The sequence below is a fragment of the Lentzea sp. NBC_00516 genome (assembly GCF_036346835.1).
In the GTDB taxonomy this organism is placed as follows: Bacteria; Actinomycetota; Actinomycetes; order Mycobacteriales; family Pseudonocardiaceae; genus Lentzea; species Lentzea sokolovensis.
Window position 1 is genome coordinate 1,316,906 of record NZ_CP107840.1, and the last position, 16,287, is coordinate 1,333,192.

Sequence of the window (16,287 nt, forward strand, 5' to 3'; positions counted from 1 at the left end):
CAATGTTGCGGATCGATCTGCTGGGGCACCTGCGGATCCGGCTGGAGCAGCAGGAGATCAAGCTCGGCCCGGCACGTCAGCAGGCGATCCTCGCCGTGCTGGCGGATCACCTCGGCCGGATCGTTCCGCGTGACGAGCTGATTCACAGCGTGTGGGGAGCCTCACCGCCCGCGAGCGTCGATGGCAACGTGCACACCTACATCTCCGGTCTGAGGCGGGTGCTGGAACCTGAGAGAGCACGCTGGTCCGGTGGCGAGGTGTTGTTGTCGGAGCCGCCGGGCTATCGGCTGCGACTGCCGCCCCACAGCATCGACCTCGCCACCTTCCACGACCTGCGCGACAGGGCGGGCGAACGGCGCACCGCGGGTGACCACGAAGGAGTGGTGCAGCGGCTCGACTCCGCACTCGCGCTGTGGCGCGGTGAAGCGTTCGGTGGGCTGCCCGGTCCGTTCGCGGAACGACGCCGCGCCGAACTCTCCGAGGAACGTCTCGCCGTGGTGGAGCAGCGCCTCGAGAGCCTGCTCGCACTCGGGGAGCACAGCGACCTCGTCCCCGAACTCGAAGCTCTCGTCCAGGAGCACCCGTTGCGGGAGTCCCTGTGGGAAACGCTGATCACCGCTTTGCAGCGAGCCGGACGCAGAATGGAGGCGCTGGACCGGATCGCTCATCTCCGCGGCGTCCTGCGCGAGCACCTCGGAGTCGAACCGGGTACCGCGATCCGCTTGCTGCACCATCAACTGCTCGCCGGAGATCCGGCACACGCGACGCCGGAGCCGAACACCCGCCGCCGCTCGAAGCCCGAGCTGCTCTCCGTGATTCCGGAAGGCGTCACCCGGCCTCAACTGGCGGGCCGGGAGCTCGAAACGGCGAAACTGCGTTCCCACATAAGGGATATCGAGACCAGACGTGGACGTTCGGTGCTCGTGGAGGGGGATGCGGGGATCGGCAAGTCGGCACTGTTGTCCGCGGTACTGGCCTCGATCGAGCCCCGCTGCTACCACCTCGCGTGGGCCGTGGCGGAGAAGTTCTGCCAGGAACCGCTCAGTGCGCTGAGCCGGGCGCTGGGTATGGAGAGCGACGTCCCGATCGCCATGAACGACGTGCTCAAGCGAGTCGAACAGCTGTGCGCCAACGCATCGCTCGTGTTGGTCATCGACGACCTGCATCTGGCGGACGATCCCAGCCTGCTCGTGTGGGACCAGCTTTGTCTTGCCACCAGGTCGTTGCCGTTGCTGATGATGGCGACCGCCAGGTCCGATGTGGACGTTTCGGAGTTCGCGCGGCTGCGGCGTGGCATCGCCACGCGCGACGACGTCATCATGCCGTTGCGGCCGTTGAGCAGGGCCGCCTCCTCCCAGCTGATCCACCAGGTCGTCGGCATGCCACCTGGGCCGGCGCTGCAGGCGCTCACCACCAATGCCCTGGGCAATCCACTGGTGCTGCGGCAGACGATCGCGATGCTGGTACGCGACAACGCCGTCCGTGCCGAGGGCGGTGTGGTCGACCTGCACGGCGCCGGTGGGGTGGGCTCAGCCGAACGTGCGCTGGCGGCGTCGATGACCGCACGGCTCGACCGGCTGTCCCACGACGCCCTGGAGACACTGCGCGCGGCCGCCGTGCTCGGACAGCGGTTCACCACCAGCGAGCTCGCCGCCGTGGTCGGCCGATGGCCGTCACAGCTGCTCGACGTGCTGGACGAGGCACTGCGCGCGAAGGTGCTCGCGCACGTCGGTCAGAGCCTGACGTTTGCCCACCCCGCGCAACGCCGGGCCCTCTACGACGGAACCCCGCTGGACATGCTGCCGCTGTTGCACCGCAGGGCGGCGAGGTCTCTGGCCGATTCCGGAGCACAGGTCGAGCGCGTCTGCGACCAGCTCGCGGCCGTCAGCGACGGGCAGCTCGACTCCTGGGTGGTCGAGTGGCTGGTCTCCCACGACGACGAGCTCGCGGCCTGCGCGCCGTTGCCCGTGTTCTGGGTTCTCAACCAGGCACTGGACACCTGTCCGGCCGATCACCCGCACCGCGGCGTGCTGGTGGCGACGCGGGCCCGCTTCCGGTGCCAGTTCGGCACCTGATGATCAGATGATCTTCTTCACCGCACGCTCCGAACAGGACAGATCGCGCGCGATCTCGTTGGTGTCGAGGCCGTCCGCCATCAGCCGGAGCACCTCGATCTTTCTCGGTTCCAGGCGCACTCCGTCGCAAGGCAGGCGGACACGCCCACCTTCGTGATCGGATCAAGCGCACAAAACAGCGACCTGCAGCTCGTTCACGTTGCACTCCCGTCGTTCCGCCTGTCCCGGCGAAGCATCGGCGGAGGGACTTCACGCGGTCTGCTCCGCCGCATCCGAATCGAGCAGATCGCGGCATCCGGACCCGGCCGAGTCGGTGGCAGCTCCAGTGGTGACCGGCGCTTGTCGCACCCGCCGGCCACCACCCACTCGCGCAACGAGGTGCGCGGACGTCCCAGCCGCGTCCGGAGCTCAGACGGGCTACTCCGGTGGCAGGTCGATCCAGTTGCCGGCCGCCGTGGGCACGGACAGTCCTGAGCCGACCTTCGGTTCGAGAGCGCTCACGATCGCGGCCTTCCACGCGGACTGGTTGCGCGCCTGGTCCGCCTTCTGCACCTCGGCGAACCGGACGATGCCCTCCGTGTCGATCAGGAACGTGCCACGCCGGGCCACACCGGCGTCGTCGTTGAACGTTCCGTACGTCGTGGCCACCTCGCCGTGCGGCCAGAAGTCGGACAGCAGCGGAAACGGGTACTTCTGCCTCTGCGCCCACTCGTCGAGGCAGAAAGGCGAATCGACCGAGACGCCGAGCACCTGGACGTTGTAGTCGCGGTACACCTCGATCTCGTCGCGGATCTGACACAGCTCTCCCTTGCAGATGGGAGTGAACGCGCGCGGGTAGTACACCAGCAGCACGCTCTTCTCGCCGACGAACGAGGACAACGTGACCGGCTTGAGCTTGTTGTCCTCCAGGGTGAAATCGGGAGCCCGTGAACCGACTTCCAGCACCATGACCTGTCTCCTTGGTTCCTCGTGGCGTCGCGGTCAGGACGTGGCCGCGCGGGCGATGACCGACTGTCGCACCTTCTCGACATCGAGTGCTCGTGCCTGCCTGATCACGTCCGCGAGCGCCTGCTCGCTCAGCGAACCCTCGTGCACGAAGATCAGCGCGCCCGCCCGCATGACCGCGACCGTCGGAATCGTCTTGACGTTGAACGCGGCGCCCAGCTCCAGCTGTTCGTCGGCGTCGACCGAGGCGAACACGACGTCCTCGTAGGACGCGGCCGCGTCGCGGAAGGTACTCGTGAACGCCTGGCACGGACCGCACCACTCCGCGGAGATGTCGATGACCACCACATCGTTGGTCTTGATCAGTTCCTGGAACCGGGGCACGTCCAGTGCGATCACTTCACGGCTGACGTTCGGCATAACCAACCATCCCTGCTGATCTCTCGTATCTCTCACCGTTCGGAACACCTCGCGTGCCGTGGCCCGCGAGTGAAGACCCGATGCGCCCGTGCGGAAACTTCGTGCGCGATCGGCTGACCGCGAGCGCCAGGAAGGGGCGTCACACCGTCAGAGGTTCAGCGACGTGCTCGACTCGCTGCATCACGTACGCGATCAGCTCCAGCAGCGTCCTACGCACCTCACCCCTGTCACGCGCGTCGCAGCGCAGGAGCGGGACGCTCGGGTTGATCGCCATCGCCCGCCGCACGTGTTCGAGAGGGTGGTGCAGGATTCCGTCGAATGTGTTCACTCCGACGACGTAGGGAATCTTGCGGCTCTCGAAGAAGTCGATCGAGCTGAACGAGTCGGAGAGCCTCCGGGTGTCGGCCAGCACGACCGCGCCGAGCGCACCTCGCACCAGGTGGTCCCACATGAACCAGAACCTCTCCTGACCGGGTGTGCCGAACAGGTAGAGCAGGAGGTCGTCGTCGAGCGCGACGCGGCCGAAGTCCATCGCCACCGTGGTCGCGACCTTGTTGGGAATCCGGGTCGTGTCGTCCAGTTCGTTGCTGACGACCGTCATCATCGCCTCGGTCGTCAGCGGCTGGATGTCGGACACAGCACCGACGAACGTCGTCTTTCCCACTCCGAACCCGCCGGCCACCACGATCTTGGTGGAGGTGACCGAACCGGACTTCTTCACAGGACCGAACTCAAGCCTCTTCATCTCGCGTTCCTCTCCTTTCCGGTCCCTCAGTTCGAAGCGGAACCGGCGGCCATCGCCGCCGTCTCGTCCGCGCGTTCACCCGGTGTGAGCTGACGGCCGAACCGGTCCACGAGCAGGGCCATCTCGTAGGCGATCTGGCCGATGTCGTAGCCAGGATCGGCCAGAATGGACAGACAAGAACCGTTGCTGATCGCCATCAGCAGCATGGTTCCCGCGTCCATCTCGACGATGGTCTCCCGGACGTTGCCCGCCTCGAAGCACCGCGCCGCGCCGTCGGTGAGGCTCAGCAGGCCCGACGAGACCGCGGCGAGCTGGTCCGCCCGGTCCTCGGGAAGCGTGTTCGACGCGGCCAGGAGCAGACCGTCCGCGGACACGGCGACGCCGTGTGCCACGCCGGGCACTCGGTCCACGAAGTCGTTGATGAGCCACGAGCTCTCGTTGACGAGCTCTTCGTAGGTCATGGCCTGCTGCTTCGGCTCTCCGCTCATTTCGTTGCCTTCCTCTCCAACACGGTCCAACCGCCTGCCTGCTGTTGCCGGCCGCGCATCCGGTCCTCTTGTTCCTTGGCCTTCTGCACACCCAGCTGGTAACTGGACAACCTGCGCCGCATGTGTGCCGGGTCGCGTTCGACGGCCCTGATCTCCTTCGGCATCTCCGGTGCGGGATCGCCGGCCGCGATCGTCGCCTGCAGATGCGCTCCCTGCCGCCGTAACGGCAGACCGTCCTCGGTGTAGCTGCAGGGCGGCGGGTCCGCCTCCGGCTCGGCCGTCCGCGATGCCTGTTCCCGCTTCGGTTGCCCAGTCCGCGCCGGTAACGCGGGTTCGTCGGCGTTACCGCGAGCCTTGAACCACCGGGAGGCCACCCTGGTTCCCCGATCTTCCGGCAGCGGCGCGGGTTCGCGGGTTCGCGGCGACGGGGCTTCACGCTCCGGCACGTCGGTGGGCCCCGACGGCGGCTCGACGGCTTGGGCCTCCAGCACCAGCGCCTGCTGTCGCACCGCGGTCTCGGCGGCGAGCTCCACCGCACGCTTGCCCGGCACTCGCATCGGCAGCTCCTCCGCCACCCCCTCGTGGGTCCGGTCTACCTGCTGGGCCCCGGCATCCGACCCGGACGGACCCTTGCGCACGTTGTCGCGCTCGGTCCGCCAGGCCTGCGACCTGCCGTACCAGGAGGACATCCGGCGCCGGCCGGAGGCGGGGTTCTCGGCGACGTGCGGCGTGCTGGTCCGGCGCACGCTTGTCGTCACCGCCACCGAGGGCCCCGCAGAACTCGCCTGCTTCGCACCGGTGGTCATCCGCCTCGAGTCTCCCGGCAGCATCGCGCGCATCGCGTCCTCCTCCAGCAGCACCGAACTCGGCACCGAGATGAGCGCCGACACGCCCTCGACGTCGTCGCCACCGAACAGCTCGACCTTGAAGCCGTTGCGACCGGCGAGTCTTCCGACCACGAACAGCCCGACCCGGCGCGATCGGGCGATCTCCTCCGAGCCCAGTTTCTTCAGCTGCTCGTTCGCCTTCCGGATGTCCTCGTCGGACATGCCGATCCCGTTGTCGAAGACTCCGATGGACAGACCGTTGTGCCGCCCGAGCTCGGCGTTGATCGTGACCTCCTTGGCCGGTGCGCTGAACGACGTGGCGTTGTCCAGCAGCTCGGCGATGATCCTGATCAGGTCGCCCGCCGCGGTGTTGGAGACCCTTATCGACGGCGTGCCCAGCACCCGGATCTTCTGGTACTTGTCCACTTCGGACATCGCCGCGCGGAACACGTCCGCGATCGTCACGGGGTTCTTGGTGGCGCGCACCAGTTCGGTCCCGGCGAGGACCAGCACGTTCTCGTTGTTGCGCCGCATCCGGGTCACGAGGTGGTCGAGCTGGAAGAACAGGTGCATGTCCGCCGGTGAGCGGTTGCCCTGCTCCAGCCGCTCGATCACCTGCAACTGACGCTGCAGCAGGGTCTGCGTGCGGCGGAACATGTTGACGAAGACCTCTGTGTAACCCACCCGCAGGTCCTCGTGCTCCACCGCCATCCGCAACGCGGTCGCGCACGCCTCCTCGACCCGGTCGGTCAGCTGGGCGAGCCCAGCATCGGACACCGCGGGAAGGCGCTTGCGGAACTCCGCGATGTCCCGGCTCCTGACGACGTCGGTCAGCATCTCGGTCAGCGGCTGCGTCGCGAGCACGTCGATCTCGCCGCGCACGGCGTCCTGTGACCGCGACACCTGGCGTGACCAGGTGAACAGCACCGCGCCGGCGCCGAGAGCGCCGATCGCGGCCAGCAGGGCCGTCAGCCGTGTCCAGCCGTCGGTCCGGACCACGGCCATGGCGACCAGGGTCACCGTCGTGATCTGTGCAAGCGCGAGAACGGCGAACCCGATCGCCAGTGGCGCCGGACGGCCTCTGCGTTTCAGTTGCGCGCTCATCGCGTCTCCTTCGGACTCATCGCGCGTCGGAAAGCTGGGCGAGACCGGAGTAGACCCGCCGCAACAGATCCATCGGAGGCAGTCCGTCCACAATGGAAATGTTCTGATGGACCCGCAGGTATCCCCTCTCGATGCTCTCGCTGATGATCGTGCGCGCGAGCCCGAGCGGTGCGGAGATCGCCACCGCGACCTCCGCGACCGACTGCGGTACCACGCACACCCGGCAGATGTGCCGCTGATCCTCTGACAGGTCCTTGGCCGGCAGGGACGCGTACGGGCGGGCGGCCTCGACCAAGGTCTCGAACTCGAGGTCGTACTTGACCTCGGACCGGCCACCCGAGCGCACGTACGGCCGGATGATCGCCGAGTCCTCGACGTCGAGCTCCGGCTCGGGTTCGAGGTCGGTCATCGCCAGGCCGCTCGACGGAATCAGACAACCCTTCCGCGAGCCCTGAGCGTCCTCCTCCAGCAGCACCTTGATCGGCACCAGATCGGTCAGCGCTTCCACCACGATCGCGCCCTGGGAGGCCGCGCCGGGTTCCTCGGCGGGAGACCGATCACGGAAGTCGTGCTCGGCCCACTCGCGGTAGTCGGTCCAGCCGCCGAACCGGACCGCCTCGGACGAGGCCGGGAGGTGTCGTTTCTGGGGCCTCGGCGAAGGGTGCGACGACGCGGTGCTGTCCCAGCTCATCATCAGCCCTCCGTCGCGTGATCGGTTCGCATGCCTATCCCTCGCTCCGACAGCGGCCAGGTGACGTCGAACCTGCTTGCCGGAACCGGCGCCAGCAGGGTTCGCTGGGGCTCCCGGTAGGGCAGCGGAACGGTGACCTGGAATGAGTGCGTCGAGTCCGAGGTGAGCACGTTGACCACGGTGGTGAGCGACGAGAAGTTGGGCGACTGCGCGACTGCGAAGGCGACGCCTGCCAGGAATGTGAGCGCCATGACGAACGCTCGTGGACTCAGCCGCACGACGGACCTCCTTTCTTCAACCACTGACCGGTCAGGCGGACAGGAGTGACTGCGGGCGTGCTGCCCCGGTCATGAAACCCTTGCTCTGCAGCTTCTTGGCGTAGTTCAGCACCGCCACCGACCGGTCGAAGCCGATGACGCCCACGAGTTCGTCGTCGCGCAGATAGCCGGTCAGCGAGCGCTCCGAAGTGGACACAGGATCGAGTGAGACGCGTTCGGTTCCTGCCGCGGGCATGCCGGCCGCCTGGATGCGCAGGCCGTGCTGTTCGGACCAGAACCGGGGGATCGGTGTGAACGGTGTCGCGGACTCCCGGCCGCTCAACAGGCTTTCCGCCGCCGCACGACCCATCTCGATCGCGTTCGTCCAGTGTTCCACGCGACGCGGGGTGGTCTCGAACCGCAGGTTCGGCCAGGACGCGACGTCACCGGCGGCGACCACGTCCTCCAGTCCCTCGACGTGACAGGTGGCCTCGCACACCACGCCGTTGTCGAGCCTGGCACCGGAGTCACGCAGCCACGACACCGCCGGGACCGAGCCGACCGCGACGATCACGCAGGCGGCGCTGAGACTCCGCCCGTTCGAGAGCAGCAGGTCGATCCGCGACGAGCCGCCTGCCCACGAGTCCACCTTCGCGCCGAGCTCCAGCCGAACCCGGTTGCGCCGGTGCAGATCCGTGAGTCGTGTCGCCAGGTCGTTGTCGAGCAGGTTGTTCATCAGCACGTTGGCTCGGCCGACCACGGTGACGGGCCGGTCCATGTGCCGCAGACTCGACGCCACCTCGCAGCCGATGAAGCCGGTACCTATCACCACGACCTGTTCACGTGATCCGTCGAGCAGTTGGCGCAGCCGCCGGGTGTCCGCGCGGGTGCGGATCACCGCTGCCCGTGGATGCCCGTTCAGTCCGCCGGGGTGCCTGCGCGGCTCGACACCGCTCGCGATGACCAGGCCGTCGTACTCCAGTTCCTCTCCGCCGGGCAGGTGCACGACCCGGCGGCGCGGATCCAGCTGGGACACCGAGGTGTTCAGCCGCCAGGTCGCGCCGAGATCCTCGGCGGGTGCCGTCAGCACGTCCTTGGAGCCGAGTTCGCCCGTGAGGAACTGCTTGGACAGCGACGGGCGGTACACCGGCATCGTCGGCTCGGATCCGACGATGACGATCTCGCCGTCGAACCCGAGTTCCCGCAACCGTTCCGCGGAACACAGCCCGGCGATCCCCGCTCCGACGATCACGATTCGCGGCAGCTCGCTCACGATTCCCTCCCCGCAATCTCAATGGCCCGCATCGGGCACGACCGCGCCGCCGAGAGCACGTCCAGGTTGCGCGACACCTCGGGGCTCTGCCGGTAGGCGAGCCGTCCGTCCTCGCGCAGCTGGAACACGTCCGGAGCCTCGGACTGACAGAAGCCGTAACGGTGACACCGCTGGTTGTCGACGCTGATCTTCAGCGGCGCCGCCTTGTCGATCGGTGCCACCTCGCTCGCGTCACCCTCGATCAGGCCGATCCTGACCAGAACCCTGGGCGGCACGAACCGGACCGCGGCCAGCGCGAGCGCCGGGGCGGACACCGTGATCCCAGCCAGCCACATCAACTCGAAGTTGCCGTTCGCCCAGGCGCCCCACCACGCGTGGGTGACCGCGAGCGCGAAGACCACGTACGCGGTCTGGTGAAACCGCAACCAGTTCCGATAGCGGAACAGGCGGTGCATGCCCGCGGTGACGATGATCGCCACCAGCAGATCGAAGGCGATGATTCCCAGCGCGTGCCGCACGTACCCGTTCAGGAACGGGATGAACACCTGTGCGCCGACCACGAGCTGCTCGTCCAGGAACCAGAAACCGAGCCCGTGCACGGCTGCCGTCGCCAGCGTGAAGGTGGCGAGCATGGCATGTCCGCTGCGCAGCGCGTGATGTCCGGTGAAGCGGCGGATCCAGCCGGTGGCGGTGAAGATGCCCCAGCACAGCGTCAGGCACATCGACAGGTAGGACAACCGCGCGGAGAACGCGACCACGCTGCGGACACCGTTGTCGTTGCCCGTGTAGCCGACCGCGAGCACTGTCTCGTGCAGACTCGTCAGGCCCATTGTCCCGCCTCCTCGTCTTCCTCGGCGGCTTCGACGGGCCGCGTCCGCGAACCGAGCCGGACGAGCACCAGGGTTCCGAGCCCGACCGCGACGGCCAGGCTGATGCCGAGCCCGAGGTCCATCGGAGCCGGGACCGGTTGGTACCGCGCGTCCGTTCCGGAATGGACGGCCAGAGCGTCGAAAGTGGCGAGTCCGGTGCTCTCCAGCAGGGACATGTGCCGTGCGACGTAGTCCTCGGCGATCGCCGCCATCGAGCGGATGACGTCGTTCTGAGTAGTGGAACGGACGGTCGTGATGGCCATGTACACCGAACCGTGCGCGGCCCTGGTCAGGTTGACGTAGGTCCGGTCGAGCTCGTCACCGCCGGCGGCCCTGATCTCGTCCTGCCAGCCCTTCTGCTGCGGGGTGGGGGCCTGCGGCAGCTGCACCTGCAGCCGGTCGGCGGCGGCGATGTTGCTCTCGTGCAACGCGTGGTGCTCCGTGGCGAGCTGCTCGGCGACCTTGCGCACTTTCGGGTTGGTGCTGCGACGTGCGACGTCCTCACTCGCCGGCGCCTCCCACAGACCGGCCTGGGCGACTGCCACGAGCAGCTTGACGTCGGCCGGGTACAGCGGGCCGTGCGGCGAGTCGAGAGTCGTGTGCTTGCGGACGTGCTCGCCGGGCACCTCCCCGTGCCAGCCTCCGGTGGCGGAGACACCGCACGACGTCAGCATCAGGGTGACCGCGAGAACGAACAGCAGCCGAACCGCAAGAGGTTGCCGCTCGCCGCGAGATGTTGTCGCGGCACGCGAGAAGATGTGCATTCATGCGCTCCGTTCCACGAGTGTTCTGGTCACCGGTCGGCAGTACCGAGTCAACACTCGGAACCGCTCATCGGGAATGGTCATGCCATTTCTTGCCGATTCTGGGTCCCGAGTGGGATAGCCTTGTTTTTGGGCGCGCTAAAGGTGTTTGTGCAGCTCAAGATTCTGTACAAACAGCTTGCTCGGCCGTTTTCTGCTACTTTCGGGTCAGGTCAGTGCGCCGGATCGGAACGCGTAGGCGACCGCGTGGGAGTGGTTGTTCAGGTTGAGTCTGCGCATCATGTGACTCAGAGTCTTTTGGATCGTTCCCTCTGGGCAGCCGATTCTCGTCGCGATCTCGTCGACGTTCTTCCCCGCTCCACGCTGGACGATCGCGTGCAGACGTCCGGCACTCACCACTCGTTCTGCCGGGACGACGACATCAGCGTCGTCCCTCGCCGCCTCGCCGAGCACGTCGATCTGGGCGCAGGCGCGGAGCATCGCGTCGATCCCCGTGTGGACGAGCGGATCCGAAGCCTTGACCGGCACTGTGATCCAGCGCATCGCCCCTCCTCTGCTCCGTTCGACCTAGTTGCTGCGCACAGCCTGGCTCCGCGGACTTCATTTCTTCTCGGAGCGTCTCTGCTGGCGCTGTCGCAGCGAGGTTTCGCCGTGGAGGGTGCACACGCGGTCACCACCGGTCGGCGGCGGGATCGGCCAGGTCTGAGGCCGTCCAGCGCCGCACCACCGTCGCCTACTGACATTCCACAGCCCGCTGTGAGGGGCGTGCTGGCGCCGCTTGGGCGTCAGGCGTGCCAGCCTGCGGCGGCTTCCTTCCTCGGTGGTGCCTCCAGCCTCTGCGGAGTTCGAAGGACCGTCCAAGACCGGCTGGGTCGTCCTCCATACCCGCAGGGCGTCGCACTCGAAGGTTCGGGTAATCTGGATGATGAGAACATCCCAAGTGCGTCTGGCGGGAGTGGCGATGGTTCGGCTGACTCGGGTGCAGCAGCAGGCGCGCACTCGTGCCGCGGTGCTGGCGGCGGCGAGGGAGGAGTTCGCGGAGCACGGGTTCGTGCCGGCCAAGGTCGACCGGATCGCCGACCGGGCTGAGCTGACGCGCGGCGCGGTGTACTCGAACTTTCCGAGCAAGCGGGCCCTGTACCTGGCCGTGCTGATCGACCAGATCGAGAAGGTCGCTGCCGGTGAGCCGCGGGCAATCGTGTCGCCTTCCTCGAGGGTCGACGCGCTCGGCGTGTTCGCGAGGGTTTGGCTCGAACGGCTGCCGTTGGTGGGTGACTCGGCGCCGGGCGGCCGTCTGCAGTTGCGTTCGCTCGAAGGCGTTCTCGAGGACGAGCATGGTCCGGCGGTGTTGGCGCAGGTTGCCAGGCTGGAGGCGTTGTTGCTGGCCATCGCCCTGGAGCGAGGCGCGCCGGCCCGGCAGGTGCGGCTGGCCGAGTTGGTGCTCACGCTGCTCGACGGGGCGGGCCATCGGGCCGAGACGTTGCCGGGGTTCGGCGACCCGTTCGACGTGGCGCACGCCTGCCGCCACTTGGGCGGGATCGACCTGAAGGACACCTGGGCTCCTCCGCACCTGCCCTACGTTGCCCCGGCGCGGACGTGCGCGGATGCCTGGACCATCCCCGAGGGCCTCGTCGACCAGATCAGCGGTGATCCGGTCGACCTCGCGAACGGCCTGGTGGTGGTACTGGGCGCTGGACGTCTGGGCGCGGCGGAGGAAGCCGTCCGGTCCGCGAAGCCCGGCGAGCAGGTCACGGTGGTCGTCGTCACCGGTGACGCGGAGGAGACCGGCCGTCTCGTCCGGCTTCGGGTGAGCGATGCCGTCGGATGCCTGCGCAGGGTGTTCGCGCCCGAGGCCTGGCAGCACGTGCGGTTGGTGCTCGACGGCGACGCGCTGGTGGCGTCGGCGATCGGCCTCACCGATCCCGGCGACGACACCGAGTCCGCCGTCAGCGTGCGCAACGGCGTGATCGTCGCCCGTGCCGACGGCCGCGGCGCCGGTTACGCGGCGGGTGCGCGCAGGCGGGAGGCGACGTCGTGAACGCGAACCTGATGGTGTTGCACGCTTTGCGTTGTGTCGGCACCACCGGACTCGCCCGCGTGGCCTCGTTCACCGGGTTGGAAGAGTCCGAAGTGGAGTCCGAACTGATCGACCTCGCGGTCGCCGGTCTCGTCACGCACCACAAGGGCTTCGGCGGGTGGGCGCTGACCGAGTCCGGCCGGGCCGCCGACGCCGCCGGGACCAAGGCCGAGCTGGAGGCGGCCGGGACGCGCCCCGCGCTGATGGAGGCGTTCGACGCGTTCCTCGTGCTCAACCCCGAACTGCTCGACCTCTGCACGGCGTGGCAGGTCCGGTCCGTCGACGGCGTCATCAACGACCACACCGACACCGTCTACGACGCCCGAGTTCTCGGCCTGTTCGCCGACTTCCACGCCCGCGCCGTAGTGGTGATCGCCGCACTGGCCGCCGCCGTTCCGAGGTTCGCCCGGTACGAACCGCGCCTGGCCGAAGCCCTGGCCCGCGCACAGGCGGGAAAGCTGGAGCACCTGGCCGACACCATCGACTCGTTCCACACGGTGTGGGCCGAGCTGCACGAGGACCTGCTCGCCACGCTGGGGATCGCGCGATGGGGTGGGTGAGGCACCTCTCCGCCGAGCTCGCCGAACCGCCGGAAGTGGTGGGAGGCAAGGCTCACGGCCTGGTGCTGCTGCACCGCCTCGGCCTGCCCGTACCCGCCGGTGTAGTCGTCACCACCGAGGCCTGCCGCGCCTTCCTGCGCGACGGCGAACTGCCGGACGGGTTGTCTGACGAGCTGGCGACGGCCGTCGAGACGATGGGAACGCCGGCGTTGGTCTCGGTGCGCTCCGGGGCCGCCGTGTTGATGCCCGGCATGATGGACACGATCCTCAACCTGCATCCCACCTCCGAGGCCCTCGACGAGGCACTGAAGTCGGTGTTCTCGTCATGGGAAACGCCCCGCGCACGCACCTACCGCACCTTGCACGGCATCCCGCACGACTCGGGCACGGCCGTGATCGTGCAACGGATGGTGTTCGGCGACCGCGACGACCACAGCGGCTCCGGCGTCGCCTTCAGCCGCGACCCCGACACCGGCGAGAACGTGCCGTTCGGCGAGGTCCTCTTCGGACACCAGGGCTCCGACGTGGTCTCCGGCCGCGCGCTGACCAACCCGCTGCACGCCTTGGCCGACCGCGAACCGTTGGTGTGGCGCGACCTTCTGGCCGCGCTGTACCTTCTTGAACAGCACTACCGCGACGCCTGCTACGTCGAGTTCACCTTCGAGGCGGGCAAGCTCTGGCTGCTCCAGGTGCGGCCGGGACGCTTCACCGGAGCCGCCGCCGTCCGCCTGGCCACGGACCTGGTCGACGAGCGCATGATCGACCGCGACGCTGCCCTGCTCCGCGTCTCGCCTCAGCACCTCCGGCACGTGCGCACGACCCGAATCGCCCCAGATGCGGACGTCATCGCACGCGGGCTGGGCGTGTGCCCGGGAGTGGCGTCGGGCCGGGTGGCGGTCACGGCCGACGAGGCGGTCCGCATGGCCGCCGGCGGCCCGGTCGTCCTGGTGCGGCCGGAGACGTCACCGGACGACATCCGCGGCCTGGCGGCGGCCACCGGCATCGTCACCGCGCGAGGAGGCCCGGCGAGCCACGCGGCCGTCGTCGCGCGCTCGATGGGCAAACCGGCCGTCGTGGGGGTCGCCGACCTCGTCGTGGGCACCGACTCGGTGACGGTGGGTGGGCACACCGTCGGCGTGGGGGCGACCGTCACCATCGACGGGACGAGCGGTGCGGTCGTCGTCGGTTCGGCGCGGGTCGTGACGGCCGGGGCGGACGAGCACCTGCACCGGTTGCTGGGGTGGGCCGACGAGGTGTCGGGGGACTGGTCGGAGCGGGAGGAGGCCGAGCGCCTCCGCGCAGCGCAGGCGGTGCTGCGCCAACGGTAGGGCTGGCTACGCCTGAGTGTGGGGTGTGGCGGCCCTACCGTTGGTCGGGTGCGTTGCACGTTGTGAGGGCGGGTGCCTGGGGTACCTGCAGGCGGTGCTCCGGCGAGGACAGGGCGGATCACCCCGCTGCGCTTGAGGGCGTGGCCTCGTATCGGTCAGGTGCGCGCCATGTCGTGGGTTCGAGCGACCGGGTGCCGTGCGGGCCTCGTTCCGGAGAAGCTCGCGTCGTAGATCGGATGGGCGATCGCGTGGCAGCGTGGCGGTCCGGTGCGTGGCCCGCTGTGGAGGCGAGTGCCTGGGTGCCGCGCTGGCCGTGTCTTGCGGGACAGGGCGGGTTGTGCCCGTACGTTCGGGACGCGGACTTGCGTCGCTGGGTGCCCGGCCTGCCCGTGTGGACGTGCCGGCGGTGGGGTGTGCGGCGTGCCGTGGGGTAAGTGGCTGGTGTCGTGGAGGCCTTGTCCCAGCGAAATTCGCGGTCATAGGTCGGAAGACGGCCGCGGGCGCCGGTTGCGGAGTGGGCGGACGACGCGCCCGGGACCGGGCCGAGGTGGAGGCCGTGGTTCAGCGGTGGCCTGGTCTCAAGGTCGGGTGCCTGGACCGAAACCCGTCCAGCGCAGCTCCGCCGGGAGGTGGCTCATGTCGTTGTACAGCAGCAAGGTCGGCGGTGTGCCGTCGCGGAACTGGAGGGCTGTCAGGGCGGTGTTGCCGCAGCTCATCGCCAGCCAGCGGTCCGCAGGCGCGTCCAGGGCGTGTCGGACCAGCCAGGCCACCTGGTAGGCGTGGGTGACCAGGACCTCGTGTGACTCGGTCTCGGTGGGGTGGGCGAACCGGGTGGTCAGGGATTCCGCGAGGTGCGCACCGGCGGCTGCCTCCGTCGCGTCGAAGCCGTCGAAGAAACCCGCCCACGCGGGTGGAGGGGTGGCCGGTACGTGGGGGATGTGGTCTACCAGTTCGGGCGCTTCGCCCACGGGGGCGTTCGGCAGGTGTTCGCCCAGAATCTGCGCGGTGCTTGCTGCTCTGGACAGGGGTGAGTGCCACACGGCGTCGATCGGCAGGTGGGCCAGGCGCTTGCCGAGGAGGTGTACCTGTTGTTCGCCGGTGCTGGTCAGCTCGCCGAACGGGTCCGCTGCGCCGTGCCGCACGACGTACAGGTGTCGAGTCGCCATGTCTCTCCCAGGTTGTGAGTATTCGGATGTTAGCAACATCTGAGTTGTCGAAGTGAGTCGATAGCCGTATCGAATGCGTTGCTGCGGACGGGTGAACTGCGGGCCACTCGTCATGCAGCGTGTTTGAGGCCGTTCGACCATTGCTGAGTTGTAGTGACACAAAAGTGGTGCGCGGGGGCGCATTCCAGTCGGGGCCGACTGTGGAGGAGGCAGGGAGTCGATGCAGCGGCTCGACGACGTGCAGGCCAGGGAAGTGACCCTGGCCGCGGTGGGCGCGATCAACAGGCGTGATCACCGGTGGTCCATCGAGGCCGTGCGGTGCCTGGCATCGGACGAGCGGTTGAGGATGGTCGCGATCGACACGTGCGCGGCGATCCTGCTGCGCGGCGTTCCGCGTGGATCGCTCGATCCGTCCGTGCGCATTCCGGTCTCCGTGCCGGCGGCGCCGGGTGAGGAGATCCCCGTGCAGGCGGCCGAGGTGGCCTCGGAGGTGCTGAGCGGCCTGGCTTGTGGTGACGACGGGCGGGTCGTGGTGGCGCTGGGGATGCTGGCGGAGGAACAGCGGTTCGACGCGCTGCTGGTGCTGGTGCGTGCCGCGGCGGCGTGGATCGACACCTACGTGGGCATCGACGGTGACACGGTGGACGCCTACTACGCGATCTCCAAGGCGGAGACGACCTGACGGCGGTGGAACCTCG

At 68.5% G+C, this 16,287-nt stretch carries 17 protein-coding genes and 1 pseudogene; 5 read left to right on the forward strand and 13 right to left on the reverse strand.

What is annotated here, in order from left to right; all coding sequences use genetic code 11:
* Positions 1–2: 2 nt before the first annotated feature.
* Positions 3–2,075: a BTAD domain-containing putative transcriptional regulator gene (locus OG205_RS05690; protein ID WP_330275177.1), complete on the forward strand. Its 2,073-nt coding sequence runs from the start codon at positions 3–5 to the stop codon at positions 2,073–2,075.
* Between the two features lie 6 nt (positions 2,076–2,081).
* Here the strand turns inward: OG205_RS05690 and OG205_RS05695 are convergent.
* From OG205_RS05695 to OG205_RS05750, 12 genes and pseudogenes are all read right to left on the reverse strand, one after another.
* Positions 2,082–2,189: pseudogene (locus tag OG205_RS05695) on the reverse strand (LuxR C-terminal-related transcriptional regulator); the annotation flags it as partial.
* Between the two features lie 303 nt (positions 2,190–2,492).
* Positions 2,493–3,023 carry a peroxiredoxin gene (locus tag OG205_RS05700; protein ID WP_330275178.1) on the reverse strand — a complete coding sequence of 177 codons (531 nt, stop codon included), beginning with the start codon at positions 3,021–3,023 and terminating at the stop codon, positions 2,493–2,495.
* A gap of 33 nt (positions 3,024–3,056) precedes the next feature.
* The gene (locus OG205_RS05705; protein WP_330275179.1) at positions 3,057–3,440 is read right to left on the reverse strand and encodes a thioredoxin family protein; all 384 of its coding nucleotides are present in this window, start codon (positions 3,438–3,440) and stop codon (positions 3,057–3,059) included.
* Positions 3,441–3,579: 139 nt separating this feature from the next.
* Positions 3,580–4,185, reverse strand: a complete 606-nt coding sequence (locus OG205_RS05710; RefSeq protein ID WP_330275180.1) for a GTP-binding protein — start codon at positions 4,183–4,185, stop codon at positions 3,580–3,582.
* A gap of 26 nt (positions 4,186–4,211) precedes the next feature.
* Positions 4,212–4,673 carry a roadblock/LC7 domain-containing protein gene (locus tag OG205_RS05715; RefSeq protein ID WP_330275181.1) on the reverse strand — a complete coding sequence of 154 codons (462 nt, stop codon included), beginning with the start codon at positions 4,671–4,673 and terminating at the stop codon, positions 4,212–4,214.
* Positions 4,670–6,604, reverse strand: coding sequence for a sensor histidine kinase (locus tag OG205_RS05720; RefSeq protein ID WP_330275182.1), 1,935 nt, complete (start codon positions 6,602–6,604; stop codon positions 4,670–4,672). Before OG205_RS05720 ends, OG205_RS05715 begins: the two co-directional genes overlap by 4 nt.
* Before the next feature lie 16 nt (positions 6,605–6,620).
* Positions 6,621–7,298, reverse strand: a complete 678-nt coding sequence (locus OG205_RS05725; RefSeq protein WP_330275183.1) for a DUF742 domain-containing protein — start codon at positions 7,296–7,298, stop codon at positions 6,621–6,623.
* Positions 7,298–7,573 carry a hypothetical protein gene (locus tag OG205_RS05730; protein ID WP_330275184.1) on the reverse strand — a complete coding sequence of 92 codons (276 nt, stop codon included), beginning with the start codon at positions 7,571–7,573 and terminating at the stop codon, positions 7,298–7,300. The genes OG205_RS05725 and OG205_RS05730 overlap by 1 nt, the downstream gene beginning before the upstream one ends.
* 31 nt (positions 7,574–7,604) lie before the next feature.
* Positions 7,605–8,825: an NAD(P)/FAD-dependent oxidoreductase gene (locus tag OG205_RS05735; RefSeq protein ID WP_330275185.1), complete on the reverse strand. Its 1,221-nt coding sequence runs from the start codon at positions 8,823–8,825 to the stop codon at positions 7,605–7,607.
* Positions 8,822–9,655: a 4Fe-4S domain-containing protein gene (locus OG205_RS05740; protein ID WP_330275186.1), complete on the reverse strand. Its 834-nt coding sequence runs from the start codon at positions 9,653–9,655 to the stop codon at positions 8,822–8,824. Before OG205_RS05740 ends, OG205_RS05735 begins: the two co-directional genes overlap by 4 nt.
* Positions 9,646–10,458 (reverse strand): DUF4142 domain-containing protein, encoded by an 813-nt coding sequence (locus tag OG205_RS05745; protein WP_330275187.1) that lies wholly within the window; start codon positions 10,456–10,458, stop codon positions 9,646–9,648. The genes OG205_RS05740 and OG205_RS05745 overlap by 10 nt, the downstream gene beginning before the upstream one ends.
* A gap of 207 nt (positions 10,459–10,665) precedes the next feature.
* Positions 10,666–11,001 carry a LuxR C-terminal-related transcriptional regulator gene (locus tag OG205_RS05750; RefSeq protein WP_330275188.1) on the reverse strand — a complete coding sequence of 112 codons (336 nt, stop codon included), beginning with the start codon at positions 10,999–11,001 and terminating at the stop codon, positions 10,666–10,668.
* 418 nt (positions 11,002–11,419) lie between these two features.
* Between OG205_RS05750 and OG205_RS05755 the strand changes: the two genes are divergently transcribed.
* From OG205_RS05755 to OG205_RS05765, 3 genes are read left to right on the forward strand one after another with little or no spacing between them, the layout of a single operon-like run.
* Positions 11,420–12,496, forward strand: coding sequence for a TetR family transcriptional regulator (locus OG205_RS05755; RefSeq protein WP_330275189.1), 1,077 nt, complete (start codon positions 11,420–11,422; stop codon positions 12,494–12,496).
* The gene (locus OG205_RS05760; RefSeq protein WP_330275190.1) at positions 12,493–13,095 is read left to right on the forward strand and encodes a transcriptional regulator; all 603 of its coding nucleotides are present in this window, start codon (positions 12,493–12,495) and stop codon (positions 13,093–13,095) included. Before OG205_RS05755 ends, OG205_RS05760 begins: the two co-directional genes overlap by 4 nt.
* Positions 13,083–14,423, forward strand: a complete 1,341-nt coding sequence (locus OG205_RS05765; protein ID WP_330275191.1) for a PEP/pyruvate-binding domain-containing protein — start codon at positions 13,083–13,085, stop codon at positions 14,421–14,423. Before OG205_RS05760 ends, OG205_RS05765 begins: the two co-directional genes overlap by 13 nt.
* Before the next feature lie 578 nt (positions 14,424–15,001).
* Here OG205_RS05765 and OG205_RS05770 read toward each other — a convergent pair.
* Positions 15,002–15,589 (reverse strand): histidine phosphatase family protein, encoded by a 588-nt coding sequence (locus tag OG205_RS05770; protein ID WP_330275192.1) that lies wholly within the window; start codon positions 15,587–15,589, stop codon positions 15,002–15,004.
* 220 nt (positions 15,590–15,809) lie between these two features.
* Between OG205_RS05770 and OG205_RS05775 the strand changes: the two genes are divergently transcribed.
* Entirely contained in the window at positions 15,810–16,271 is a 462-nt protein-coding gene (locus OG205_RS05775) for a hypothetical protein (RefSeq protein WP_330275193.1), read from the forward strand.
* Positions 16,272–16,287 lie beyond the last annotated feature (16 nt).